Annotated in this window: 12 protein-coding genes; 8 read left to right on the top strand and 4 right to left on the bottom strand. The window is 62.0% G+C overall.

Annotation, left to right across the window (positions count from 1 at the left end; translation table 11 throughout):
* Positions 1–56: 56 nt before the first annotated feature.
* On the top strand, positions 57–4,253 hold the full coding sequence (gene rpoC, locus ACWGS8_RS14575; protein WP_454581582.1) for a DNA-directed RNA polymerase subunit beta': 4,197 nt from the start codon (positions 57–59) through the stop codon (positions 4,251–4,253).
* Positions 4,254–4,408: 155 nt separating this feature from the next.
* Here rpoC and ACWGS8_RS14570 read toward each other — a convergent pair whose 3' ends face one another.
* Positions 4,409–4,621 (bottom strand): helix-turn-helix domain-containing protein, encoded by a 213-nt coding sequence (locus tag ACWGS8_RS14570; protein ID WP_454581581.1) that lies wholly within the window; start codon positions 4,619–4,621, stop codon positions 4,409–4,411.
* A gap of 10 nt (positions 4,622–4,631) precedes the next feature.
* Complete coding sequence (locus tag ACWGS8_RS14565; protein ID WP_454581580.1) at positions 4,632–5,156, bottom strand: DUF2975 domain-containing protein; 525 nt, start codon at positions 5,154–5,156, stop codon at positions 4,632–4,634.
* Here ACWGS8_RS14565 and ACWGS8_RS14560 point away from each other — a divergent pair.
* Both ACWGS8_RS14560 and ACWGS8_RS14555 read left to right on the top strand, forming a co-directional pair.
* Positions 5,146–5,415 (top strand): hypothetical protein, encoded by a 270-nt coding sequence (locus ACWGS8_RS14560; protein WP_454581579.1) that lies wholly within the window; start codon positions 5,146–5,148, stop codon positions 5,413–5,415. The two genes, ACWGS8_RS14565 and ACWGS8_RS14560, sit on opposite strands and share 11 nt — an antisense overlap.
* A gap of 224 nt (positions 5,416–5,639) precedes the next feature.
* Positions 5,640–6,305 carry an O-methyltransferase gene (locus tag ACWGS8_RS14555; RefSeq protein ID WP_454581578.1) on the top strand — a complete coding sequence of 222 codons (666 nt, stop codon included), beginning with the start codon at positions 5,640–5,642 and terminating at the stop codon, positions 6,303–6,305.
* Between the two features lie 3 nt (positions 6,306–6,308).
* On the opposite strand, the gene ACWGS8_RS14550 is transcribed toward ACWGS8_RS14555, so the two are convergent.
* The gene (locus ACWGS8_RS14550) at positions 6,309–7,244 is read right to left on the bottom strand and encodes a Gfo/Idh/MocA family protein (RefSeq protein WP_454581577.1); all 936 of its coding nucleotides are present in this window, start codon (positions 7,242–7,244) and stop codon (positions 6,309–6,311) included.
* 111 nt (positions 7,245–7,355) lie between these two features.
* Positions 7,356–7,637 carry a hypothetical protein gene (locus ACWGS8_RS14545; RefSeq protein ID WP_010909270.1) on the bottom strand — a complete coding sequence of 94 codons (282 nt, stop codon included), beginning with the start codon at positions 7,635–7,637 and terminating at the stop codon, positions 7,356–7,358.
* A 492-nt stretch (positions 7,638–8,129) separates the two neighbouring features.
* Here ACWGS8_RS14545 and rpsL point away from each other — a divergent pair, with 492 nt between their 5' ends.
* The 5 genes from rpsL to rpsJ all read left to right on the top strand — a co-directional run bounded on the left by rpsL (position 8,130) and on the right by rpsJ (position 12,773).
* Entirely contained in the window at positions 8,130–8,501 is a 372-nt protein-coding gene (gene rpsL / locus ACWGS8_RS14540) for a 30S ribosomal protein S12 (protein WP_006333356.1), read from the top strand.
* A gap of 60 nt (positions 8,502–8,561) precedes the next feature.
* Positions 8,562–9,032: a 30S ribosomal protein S7 gene (rpsG, locus tag ACWGS8_RS14535; protein WP_454581576.1), complete on the top strand. Its 471-nt coding sequence runs from the start codon at positions 8,562–8,564 to the stop codon at positions 9,030–9,032.
* Between the two features lie 29 nt (positions 9,033–9,061).
* On the top strand, positions 9,062–11,152 hold the full coding sequence (gene fusA / locus ACWGS8_RS14530; protein ID WP_454581575.1) for an elongation factor G: 2,091 nt from the start codon (positions 9,062–9,064) through the stop codon (positions 11,150–11,152).
* A 67-nt stretch (positions 11,153–11,219) separates the two neighbouring features.
* The gene (gene tuf, locus ACWGS8_RS14525) at positions 11,220–12,395 is read left to right on the top strand and encodes an elongation factor Tu (protein WP_010909256.1); all 1,176 of its coding nucleotides are present in this window, start codon (positions 11,220–11,222) and stop codon (positions 12,393–12,395) included.
* Positions 12,396–12,464: 69 nt separating this feature from the next.
* Positions 12,465–12,773: a 30S ribosomal protein S10 gene (gene rpsJ, locus ACWGS8_RS14520; protein WP_010909272.1), complete on the top strand. Its 309-nt coding sequence runs from the start codon at positions 12,465–12,467 to the stop codon at positions 12,771–12,773.
* The last annotated feature ends 52 nt before the right edge of the window (positions 12,774–12,825 follow it).

The following is a 12,825-nucleotide window of genomic DNA, read 5'->3' as shown; positions in this document are numbered from 1 at the left end:
GTTTGGCCCGCGACTAGATGCAAGGGGTTTTCGAGGACCCCGAAAAGGAGAACGGCATGAACCAAGAGGTCATGAATCTCTTCAATCCGCAGGCGCCTGCGCAGGTGTTCGATTCCATCCGGATCTCACTGGCCAGCCCTGAGAAGATTCTGTCCTGGTCGTTCGGCGAGATCAAGAAGCCGGAGACCATCAACTACCGCACCTTCAAGCCGGAGCGTGACGGTCTGTTCTGCGCGCGCATTTTTGGCCCGATCAAGGACTATGAGTGCCTGTGCGGCAAGTACAAGCGCATGAAGTACAAGGGCGTCATCTGCGAGAAGTGCGGCGTCGAAGTCACGCTGTCGCGCGTCCGCCGCGAGCGCATGGGCCATATCGAGCTCGCCGCTCCCGTCGCTCACATCTGGTTCCTGAAGTCGCTGCCCTCGCGCATCGGCACGCTGCTCGACATGACCCTGAAGGACATCGAGCGCGTCCTTTACTTCGAGAACTACATTGTCACCGAGCCTGGCCTCACCGCGCTGAAGGAGCACCAGCTGCTCAGCGAGGAAGAGTACATGATCGCCGTCGACGAGTATGGCGAGGATTCTTTCACCGCCATGATCGGCGCCGAGGCCATTCATGACCTTCTGGCCGGCATGGATCTGGAGAAGATCGCCGGCGACCTGCGTTCGGAACTGGCTTCGACCACTTCCGAGCTGAAGCAGAAGAAGTATCTAAAGCGGCTCAAGGTCGTCGAGAACTTCATGGAATCCGGCAACCGTCCGGAATGGATGATCATGAAGGTGGTCCCGGTGATCCCGCCGGACCTGCGCCCGCTGGTTCCACTGGATGGTGGACGTTTCGCGACGTCCGACCTGAACGATCTCTATCGCCGCGTCATCAACCGCAACAACCGTCTGAAGCGGCTGATCGAACTGCGCGCTCCCGGCATCATCGTGCGCAATGAAAAGCGCATGCTGCAGGAAGCCGTCGACGCGCTGTTCGACAACGGTCGTCGCGGCCGCGTCATCACCGGCGCCAACAAGCGTCCGCTGAAGTCGCTGTCCGACATGCTCAAGGGCAAGCAGGGCCGGTTCCGCCAGAACCTGCTCGGCAAGCGCGTCGACTATTCCGGCCGTTCGGTCATCGTCACCGGTCCGGAGCTCAAGCTGCACCAGTGCGGCCTGCCGAAGAAGATGGCGCTCGAACTGTTCAAGCCCTTCATCTACGCCCGTCTCGACGCCAAGGGTTACTCCTCGACCGTCAAGCAGGCCAAGAAGCTGGTTGAGAAGGAGCGTCCGGAAGTCTGGGATATTCTCGACGAGGTCATCCGCGAGCACCCGGTTCTGTTGAACCGCGCGCCGACGCTGCACCGCCTTGGCATCCAGGCGTTCGAGCCGATCCTGATCGAAGGCAAGGCGATCCAGCTGCATCCGCTGGTCTGCACGGCCTTCAACGCCGACTTCGACGGCGACCAGATGGCGGTCCACGTGCCACTGTCCCTGGAAGCGCAGCTTGAAGCCCGCGTGCTGATGATGTCGACCAACAACATCCTGCACCCGGCTTCCGGCGCGCCGATCATCGTGCCGTCGCAGGACATGGTGCTTGGTCTCTACTATCTCTCGATCGTCAATCAGAACGAGCCGGGCGAGGGCATGGTGTTTGCCGACATGGGCGAACTCCAGCACGCGCTCGAGACCAAGGCGGTGACCCTGCACGCCAAGATCAAGGGCCGCTTCCGCACGGTCGACGCCGAAGGCAAGGTCGTGTCGAAGATCTACGACACCACACCTGGCCGCATGATCATCGGTGAGCTTCTGCCAAAGAACGTCAACGTACCCTACGAGACCGCCAACCAGGAGATGACCAAGAAGAACATCTCCAAGATGATCGACACCGTCTACCGCCACTGCGGTCAGAAGGAGACGGTCATTTTCTGCGACCGCATCATGGCGCTCGGTTTCGCTCACGCGTGCCGTGCCGGCATTTCGTTCGGCAAGGACGACATGCTGATCCCGGACACCAAGATCAAGCTGGTCTCCGACACCGAGGCTTTGGCCAAGGAATACGAGCAGCAGTACAATGACGGCCTGATCACGCAGGGCGAGAAGTACAACAAGGTCGTTGACGCCTGGGCCAAGTGCTCGGAAAAGGTCGCCGACGAGATGATGGCCCGCATCAAGGCGGTCGAGTTCGAGGACAATGGCCGTCAGAAGCCGATGAACTCGATCTACATGATGTCGCACTCCGGTGCGCGTGGCTCGCCCACCCAGATGCGTCAGCTGGCCGGCATGCGCGGCCTGATGGCCAAGCCTTCGGGTGAAATCATCGAGACGCCGATCATCTCGAACTTCAAGGAAGGCCTGACCGTGCTCGAGTACTTCAACTCGACCCACGGCGCCCGCAAGGGTCTGGCCGACACCGCCTTGAAGACGGCGAACTCGGGCTACCTCACCCGCCGTCTGGTCGACGTGGCGCAGGACTGCATCGTCAACTCCGTGGATTGCGGCACCGACAAGGGCCTCACCATGCAGCCGATCGTCGATGCCGGCCAGGTCGTCGCTTCGGTCGGCCAGCGCGTGCTGGGCCGCACCGCGCTCGACGACATCAACCATCCGGTGACCGGCGACCTGCTGGTCAAGGCCGGAACGCTGATGGACGAGCGCGACGTGGAGCAGATCGAAAAGGCCGGCGTCCAGTCGGTCCGCATCCGCTCGGCACTGACCTGCGAGGTCAGGGTCGGCGTGTGCGCGGTCTGCTACGGACGCGATCTGGCGCGCGGCACCCCGGTCAACCAGGGTGAAGCCGTCGGCGTCATCGCGGCGCAGTCGATCGGCGAGCCGGGCACCCAGCTCACCATGCGTACCTTCCACATGGGCGGTACAGCGCAGGTGGTGGATAGCTCGTTCCTTGAAGCCTCCTATGAGGGCAAGGTCGAGATCCGCAACCGCAACGTGGTGCGCAACTCGGACGGCCAGCAGATGGTCATGGGCCGCAACATGGCGGTGCTGATCCTCGACGAAGCCGGCAAGGAGCGCGCCACGCACCGTGTCACCTATGGTTCGCGCATCTTCGTGGACGATGGCGACAAGGTGAAGCGCGGCCAGCGTATTGCCGAGTGGGATCCCTACACCCGCCCGATCCTCACCGAAATCGAGGGCAGGGTTGCGTTCGAGGATCTGGTCGACGGCATTTCCGTCCAGGAAACGGCCGACGAGTCGACCGGCATCACCAAGCGTGAGGTCATCGACTGGCGTTCGACGCCGCGCGGCAACGATCTGAAGCCGGCGATCGTCGTTCAGGACGCCAAGGGCAAGGTCGGCAAGCTGTCGAAGGGTGGCGATGCCCGCTTCCTGCTCTCGGTCGAGGCCATTCTCTCGGTCGAGCCGGGTGCGCAGGTTCGTCCCGGCGACGTGCTGGCGCGTATCCCGATGGAAAGCGCCAAGACCAAGGACATCACCGGCGGTCTGCCGCGTGTTGCCGAACTGTTCGAGGCACGTCGTCCGAAGGATCACGCCATCATCGCCGAGATCGATGGCACGATCCGCTTCGGCCGCGACTACAAGAACAAGCGCCGCATCATCATCGAGCCGCATGACTCGACGCTCGAGCCGGTCGAATACCTGATCCCGAAGGGCAAGCCGTTCCATCTCCAGGACGGCGACGTCATCGAGAAGGGCGACTACATCCTCGACGGCAATCCGGCGCCGCACGACATCCTGGCGATCAAAGGCGTGGAGGCACTTGCTTCCTACCTCGTCAACGAGATCCAGGAGGTCTACCGCCTGCAGGGCGTGTCGATCAACGACAAGCACATCGAGGTGATCGTTCGCCAGATGCTGCAGAAGGTCGAGATCACCACGCAGGGCGACTCGACCTACATTCCGGGTGACCACGTCGACGTGATCGAACTGGAAGAGGTCAACGAACGCCTGATCGAGGACGGCAAGAAGCCGGCCGAAGGTCAGCCGGTGCTGCTCGGCATCACCAAGGCCTCGCTGCAGACGCCGTCCTTCATCTCGGCCGCCTCCTTCCAGGAGACGACCAGGGTGCTGACGGAAGCCGCGGTTGCCGGCAAGACCGACATGCTGCAGGGCTTGAAGGAAAACGTCATCGTCGGCCGGCTGATCCCGGCCGGTACGGGCGGCACAATGAGCCAGATCCGGCGCATCGCCACCTCGCGCGACGAACTCATCATCGACGAGCGCCGCAAGGCCTCCGGTGTGGAAATCGCCGAGCCGATGCTGGCCGATATGACAACCGCCGCGCAGTAAGCGCGGCGGCCGGAGCAATTCCAGGAAAAGCGTGAAACGGTTTTCCGTCGGCAATTGCGCCAGAAGAAAATGAAGCGGTCGTTTCCTGGAAACGACCGCTTTGAAATCTCAGGCAACTGGGCCGTCGGGGCAACTCGGCGGCCTTTTTGTTTGTTCTATTCAGACGGTTTCTCGAAGCGAAGCAGATCCCCTGGCTCGCAGTCGAGGTATTCGCAGATGCGTTCCAGCGTATCGAACCGAACGCCTTTGACCTTTCCCTGTTTCAGAAGGGAAAGGTTGGCTTCGGTGATGCCGACAAATTCGGCGAGATCCTTCGACTTCACGTTTCGTTCGGCTAGGACGACGTTGAGCCTGACCCTTATCGGCATGAACCGATCCTCAGATGAACTGTGCGTTTTCATCGGCGAGCGCGGATGCCTCGGCCATGACCCAGGTGATGACAGCGATGATGCCCGCCGCCAGCAAGGCCAGGATCGTGTCGCTGTCGAGCCCAAGCGTCAGCCGGTGCTGGCCGGCAGGCGCGTCCCAGCTCAGCAGAACGGACAAGGCGGCCGCCGAAACCGGTTTCAGCAAGGCTGACGCCAGCAGGCCAAGGCCAAAATACCGCAGATTGCCGATGGCGCCCTGACCGAAGAAGTCTCCGGCCGCAAATGCGCTGAAGCATCGCCGGGCGGACATCAGCGCGGTGACGAGACAGGCAAGCGGCACGAACGAGATCGCGAACCCGGCCAGTCTTCGACCGAGGCCAAATTCGCTCAGCCATTCCTGAGGGATTTGGGCGTCGGTCGCGATCGAACTGGCGGAGACGGTGAGCCAGTAGAACAGCAGGCCGATGGTCAGCAGTATGGCCAGGGCAACAAAACACCTCGCCAGCACCAGGCTGAAAAGACGGATGCGTTTCAACCTTGCCTGGCGAGCGGGATCAAGCGCTGGAGCCGCGATGACAGTTTCAATCATTGGAGGTTTCGCCGGCGCGATCGTCGAGACGATCGGCAGCTCACACACCGTTTCCTGCAGCAAGTCCTTCAGCCTGGATACGGGATCGGTTCGTTCCGCCCTCAAGGCGGGCGCACCTCGTCAGGGCAGTTGGTCGCAGACGCCGGCAACGCCGCTGATCGTTGCCGATATGGTCAAACGCGCCGGTTGCCGGATGAAGGATTGATTCCAAGCGATCCGTGGGATCGGATTGTAATCGATAGCTCATTGACGCCGATCGAAGCTGTCGGGGCAACCCGGCGGCTTTTCGTTTACGGAAACCTGTCGCCGTTGGTACTCATGGCAGCATGCAGGTCAAAGGAGTCGGCAAAACGCCGCGCGTTTCCGCTCCGCAACCCTAAGCGGCCCCTTTTGCGTTTTGGCGGCACATTTCAAACCGGAGAAAAAGCAATGAGCAGGAAGACCTGGACGGCTGTCGACGATTACATCGTTGGTTCCCTATTCGAAGCAGATCCCGTCATGGATGCCGTTCTGGCGACCAACCGTGACCAAGGCCTGCCACCGATCGACGTCTCGCCGGCGCAAGGCAAGCTGCTCTCGCTTCTGGCGCGAATGCAGGGAGCCAGGACGGTGCTCGAAATCGGCACGCTGGGCGGTTATTCGACCATCTGGCTGGCGCGGGGCCTGCCCGCCGATGGCAAGATCGTGACGCTTGAACTTGATTCGCACCACGCCAGGGTCGCGCGCTCGAATTTTGAGCGGGCAGGCGTGTCGGAACGGGTAGAACTGCGCGTCGGACCAGCGTTGGAATCACTTGCCGCGTTGAGCGCTGAAAATGCCGGGCCGTTCGATCTGATCTTCATCGACGCCGACAAGCCGAACAACCCGAACTACCTGTCCTGGGCCATGCGGCTTTCGCGGCCCGGGACGGTGATCATCTGCGACAACGTCATCCGCGACGGCGCTGTGCTCGACAGGGATGGCCATGACGCCAATGTCGTGGGAGCCCGGGCGGCGTTCTCATTCATTGGCGGCGACAAGCGCCTTGATGGCACCGCCATCCAGACGGTCGGCGCCAAGGGCTATGACGGCTTTGCCATTGCGATCGTCAGTTGAAGGTCAATCGAAAAACGCCTCGACCACATTGCGTTTGCCGAGCATGAAGGCATCGGCGACATGCTGCAGCGGCGCCAGATCGACGTCCGAGGTGCCGGCGCGCACGATCTCGGCGAAACGTTTGTAGAGCATGGGGTATTCCGCTTCCGGCTCCTCATGCACCATACGGCCGTCGATGGCGAGCTTCGCGCCGCCACCGGAAAGCACCATCTTGCCCGCATCCGTGTCGGCCAGGATGTCCCAGCTTTGCGGGCCGGTCTGCAGCCAGTCGAGGTCCATCGTCACTGGCAATCCGTTCGAGGTGCGGAAGGTGACTTGCGCCGCGACCGGGGCGGCGCGGTTCTCAGGAAAGTCGAGTACGGCCGAATTGATGAACATCGCCGGCAGGATGTGGGTTGCGATCGACAGTGCGTTGATGCCGGGATCGAAGACCCCGAAGCCGCCCGGCGCCCAGATCCACTCCTGGTTCGGATGCCAGCGGCGCACATCTTCCTTCCAGACGATCGCCGCCGAGCGGAGCCGGGCCGATGTGAGAAAGCCGCGCGCGGCCTCCACCGCCGGCGCATAGCGCGAATGCCAGCTGGCAAACAGCGAGACGCCGTTCTTCGCGGCCAGCACCTTCAGGTCCTCGACCTCGCTGACCGTGGCGCCGGGGGGCTTTTCCAGGAAGACATGCTTCTTCGCCTCGATCGCGGTGCGCGCGGCATCGTAGCGGAATTGCGGCGGCATGCAGAGCGAGACGGCCTCAAGCTCCGGCACCGCGTCGAGCATCGCCTCGATGGTCGGAAAGTTCGGGATGCCGTCGACCTTGCCATGCCGGCTGGCGGCCGCGATGAGGCGATAGTTCTGGTCTTTGGCCAGCGCCGGCAGGTGCTGGTCGCGGACGATCTTGCCGACGCCGACGATGCCTATGTTGATGGGATTGTTGTTCGCGGACATGAGGGCTCCGGTTGGGAAGGACAGGTTTTTCTAGGTGCGAAAAGACAGCCGGGCAAGGTGTGCTCATGGAGCGGCGGTCCGGCCGGCATCGGCCGCGTCCTGACCTGATTCTCAGATCGGCGCGTCGAATGTGACGATCGACACTTCGCCTTCGAGCGCGCCCTGATAGGCCGACAGATGCGGCTCGTCATCGGGCACGCCGTCCATATCGCCGATCTGGTCGAGCTCGGCCTCGGCATAACCTTCCGCCGCAAGCGATTCGAGGGCGCGGCGCACCGCCGAATCGTCGTCGGGAGCGACCAGCATGACATGCACGCCTTCCGCTTTGCCGCCTTTGCGCTTCCACACCCGGCCGGTGATGATGGTGACCGGGCGTTCTTCATTGTCGTTCACGTGCTGATTCCTCCTGGCAAAGCGCGGGCGAGGGGATTTTGAGTGCTCAGGCGGCCTTTTCGCATGAAGTGGGGCCGTGCGACAGCCAAAAGCCATTCACTTTGCTAAAGGCTTGGCACTTTCTTCCCCGTCCTTGCAAATTGGCGAAAGAAAATTACATGCGCCTTTCGCATGGCTGCCAAGCCCCGGCATCAATGCAATATTTGCCGCTGCGGGGTTGACGGTTCGCGGGCTTACGAGTAGAAGCCGCCCAGTCAGAACCGATGTGAGGCTCTCCCTTCCGAAGCGACACGCTTTGGAGTTTGCCTCAAACAGGGTTCGTTTTACGAGCGAAAAGACATTTCCGGCGCGCATGAAGCGGTTTCCGCTTCCTCTGCATTTTGTTCGGGCAGGACCGCGAGGCGCGGTTTACGGCCCGAATTTGCGTATGGAATTGACGCTTTGAGCGGCCCTGACCGGGCGAGACACGGAATTGAGAGACAAGAGGGTTTAATGCCTACCGTCAACCAGCTGATCCGCAAGCCGCGCATTGCGCCGGTGAAGCGCAACAAGGTCCCGGCCATGCAGCAGAACCCGCAGAAGCGGGGCGTCTGCACGCGCGTCTACACAACGACGCCGAAGAAGCCGAACTCGGCGCTGCGCAAGGTGGCTAAGATCCGCCTGACCAATGGTTTTGAAGTGATCGGTTACATCCCCGGCGAAGGTCACAACCTTCAGGAGCACTCCGTGGTCATGATCCGCGGCGGCCGCGTCAAGGATCTTCCGGGCGTTCGCTACCACATCATCCGCGGCGTGCTCGACACGCAGGGCGTGAAGAACCGCAAGCAGCGCCGTTCGAAGTACGGCGCCAAGCGTCCGAAGTAAGATTTTCCGGCCCTGGCGCTGCTTGAATGCGTCGGGCTACGAGATTGAGAGACAAAAGCCATGTCGCGTCGTCACAGTGCAGAAAAGCGTGAGATCAACCCGGATCCGAAGTTCGGTGATCTGATCGTTACCAAGTTCATGAACGCCGTCATGTATGACGGCAAGAAGTCGGTCGCCGAGACCATCGTCTATGGCGCGCTCGACCAGGTCCAGTCGAAGACCAAGCAGGAGCCGGTCACCGTCTTCCATCAGGCGCTCGACAATGTCGCGCCGCATGTGGAAGTGCGTTCGCGTCGCGTCGGCGGCGCCACCTACCAGGTTCCGGTCGACGTGCGTTCCGAGCGCCGCCAGGCATTGGCCATCCGTTGGCTGATCGCGGCTGCCCGCAACCGCAACGAGACCACCATGATCGACCGCCTCTCGGGCGAGCTGATGGATGCGGCCAACAACCGCGGCACGGCCGTCAAGAAGCGTGAAGACACCCACAAGATGGCTGAAGCCAACCGCGCTTTCGCGCACTACCGCTGGTAAAGCGCGAACAGGACTGAGAGGCAGCTACGATGGCCCGCGAATACAAAATCGAAGACTACCGCAATTTCGGTATCATGGCGCATATTGACGCCGGCAAGACGACGACCACCGAGCGCGTCCTCTATTATACGGGCAAGTCGCACAAGATCGGCGAAGTGCACGACGGCGCTGCCACCATGGACTGGATGGAGCAGGAGCAGGAACGCGGCATCACCATCACGTCCGCCGCCACCACGACCTTCTGGAAGGGCCGTGACGGCAAGATGCGCCGCTTCAACATCATCGACACCCCCGGACACGTCGACTTCACCATCGAAGTCGAGCGTTCGCTGCGCGTGCTCGACGGCGCCATCGCGCTGCTCGACGCCAATGCCGGTGTCGAACCGCAGACGGAAACCGTTTGGCGCCAGGCCGACAAGTATCGCGTGCCGCGCATGATCTTCTGCAACAAGATGGACAAGATCGGCGCCGACTTCTACCGCTCGGTCGAGATGATCGGCTCGCGTCTCGGTGCGCAGGCTGTCGTCATGCAGCTGCCGATCGGCGCCGAGACGGAATTCAAGGGTGTCGTCGACCTCGTCGAGATGAACGCGCTTGTCTGGCGCGACGAAACGTTGGGCGCCGCCTGGGACATCGTCGAAATCCCGGCCGACCTTCAGGCTCGTGCCGTGGAATACCGCGAAAAGATGATCGAAGCCGCCGTCGAAATGGACGAGACGGCGCTTGAAAACTACCTCGAAGGCAAGATGCCGTCGAATGACGAGATCCGTTCGCTGATCCGCAAGGGCACGATTGCGGTCAAGTTCTTCCCGATGTTCTGCGGTTCGGCCTTCAAGAACAAGGGCGTGCAGCCGCTGCTCGACGCCGTTGTCGAATACCTGCCGTCGCCGGCCGACGTTCCCGCCATCAAGGGCGTCGATGCCAAGACCGACGCCGAGATCGAGCGTCATGCGGTCGATGACGAGCCGCTCTCGATGCTCGCCTTCAAGATCATGAACGACCCGTTCGTCGGTTCGCTGACCTTTGCCCGCATCTATTCGGGCAAGCTCACCAAGGGCATCTCGGTCGACAACACCGTCAAGGGCAAGAAGGAACGCATCGGCCGCATGCTGCAGATGCATGCGAATTCGCGCGCCGACGTTGAAGAAGCTTTCGCCGGCGACATCGTCGCTCTGGCTGGCCTCAAGGACACGACCACCGGCGATACGCTGTGCGATCCGCTGCATCCGGTGATCCTCGAGCGCATGGAATTCCCCGATCCGGTCATCCAGATCGCCATCGAGCCGAAGACCAAGAACGACCAGGAAAAGATGGGCCTCGCCCTTCACCGCCTGGCTGCCGAGGATCCGTCCTTCCGCGTCAAGACCGACGAGGAAAGCGGCCAGACCATCATCTCCGGCATGGGCGAACTGCACCTCGACATCATCGTCGACCGCATGCGTCGCGAGTTCAAGGTCGAAGCCAATGTCGGCGCTCCGCAGGTGGCCTATCGCGAGACGATCACCCGCAAGCACGAGCAGGACTACACGCACAAGAAGCAGACCGGCGGTACCGGCCAGTTCGCCCGTGTCAAGGTTATCTTCGAGCCGAACACGGAGAGCGAAGAGTTCGTCTTCGAGTCCAAGATCGTCGGCGGCGCGGTGCCGAAGGAATACATTCCGGGTGTCGAAAAGGGCATCCAGAGCGTCATGGGCGCCGGTCCGTTCGCGGGCTTCCCGATGATCGGCGTCCGGGCGACGCTGATCGACGGCGCCTACCACGACGTCGACTCCTCGGTCCTGGCCTTCGAAATTGCTTCCCGCGCCTGCTTCCGTGAAGCCGCGCCCAAGCTTGGCGTGCAACTGCTCGAGCCGATCATGAAGGTCGAAGTCGTGACGCCGGAAGACTATGTCGGCAGCGTTATCGGCGACCTGAACGGCCGCCGGGGTCAGATCCAGGGCCAGGAAGCACGCGGCGTGGCCGTCGTCATCAACGCGATGGTGCCGCTCGCCAACATGTTCAAGTACGTCGACAACCTGCGCTCGATGAGCCAGGGCCGCGCGGCCTACACGATGCAGTTCGACCACTACGAGCCGGTCCCGACCGCGGTCGCCCAGGAAGTCCAGAAAAAGTACGCGTAACTCGAAAGAGCCGTCGCGGTAACGCAATTCAAAGCCCGCATGGGCGAGCAGGAAATGGAGACATCACATGGCAAAAGGTAAATTCGAGCGCACTAAGCCTCATGTGAACATCGGCACGATTGGTCACGTTGACCATGGCAAGACGTCGCTGACGGCGGCGATCACGAAGTATTTTGGCGAGTACAAGCGCTACGACCAGATCGATGCGGCTCCGGAAGAGAAGGCACGCGGCATCACCATCTCGACGGCTCACGTCGAATACGAGACGGCCAACCGCCACTACGCCCACGTCGACTGCCCCGGCCACGCCGACTATGTGAAGAACATGATCACCGGCGCCGCGCAGATGGACGGCGCGATCCTGGTCGTGTCGGCCGCCGACGGCCCGATGCCGCAGACCCGCGAGCACATCCTGCTTGCCCGTCAGGTCGGCGTGCCGTCGATCGTTGTGTTCTTGAACAAGGTCGACCAGGTCGACGACGCCGAGCTGCTCGAACTGGTCGAGCTCGAGGTTCGCGAGCTGCTGTCGAAGAACGAGTTCCCCGGCGACGACATTCCGATCGTCAAGGGTTCGGCGCTGGCCGCGCTTGAGGATTCCAACAAGACGATCGGCGAGGACGCGATCCGCGAGCTGATGGCTCAGGTCGACGCCTACATCCCGACGCCGGTTCGTCCGCTCGACAAGCCGTTCCTGATGCCGATCGAAGACGTGTTCTCGATCTCGGGCCGCGGCACGGTCGTCACCGGCCGCGTCGAGCGCGGCGTGGTCAAGGTCGGCGAGGAGCTGGAGATCATCGGCATCCGTCCGACGACCAAGACGACCTGCACGGGCGTGGAAATGTTCCGCAAGCTGCTTGATCAGGGCCAGGCTGGCGACAACATCGGCGCGCTGCTGCGTGGTGTTGACCGTGAAGGCGTCGAGCGCGGCCAGGTTCTGGCCAAGCCCGGCACGGTGAAGCCGCACAAGAAGTTCGTGGCCGAAGCCTACATCCTGACCAAGGACGAAGGTGGCCGTCACACGCCGTTCTTCACCAACTACCGTCCGCAGTTCTACTTCCGCACGACGGACGTGACCGGCATCGTGTCGCTGCCGGCTGGCACCGAGATGGTCATGCCTGGCGACAACATCACCGTCGATGTCGAGCTGATCGTGCCGATCGCCATGGAAGAGAAGCTGCGCTTCGCCATCCGTGAAGGCGGCCGCACCGTCGGTGCCGGCATCGTCGTCACCATCAAAGAGTAATTTGGACTTAAACCGATCTGTCGCGGGCGCGGAAGTTGCCCGCGCCGCGCCAGAACAAGGAAGTGACGCATGAACGGACAGAATATCCGCATCCGCCTGAAGGCGTTTGATCACCGCGTGCTCGACGCCTCGACGAAGGAAATCGTGTCGACGGCCAAGCGCACCGGCGCAAACGTCCGCGGCCCCATTCCGCTGCCGACGCGGATCGAAAAGTTCACGGTGAACCGGTCGCCCCATGTCGACAAGAAGAGCCGCGAGCAGTTCGAGATGCGCACGCACAAGCGTCTGCTCGACATCGTCGATCCGACCCCGCAGACCGTCGATGCTTTGATGAAGCTCGATCTGGCCGCCGGCGTCGACGTCGAGATCAAGCTCTAAGGGAATGAGAGCGTGGTAAGGGGCGGTGCCCCTGGCCCGGAACTCTAAAGGA

This window comes from Mesorhizobium sp. 43Arga, from assembly GCF_053714255.1.
Note: the sequence above shows the minus strand (reverse complement) of the source record. Positions and strands in the feature narration are given on the sequence as shown.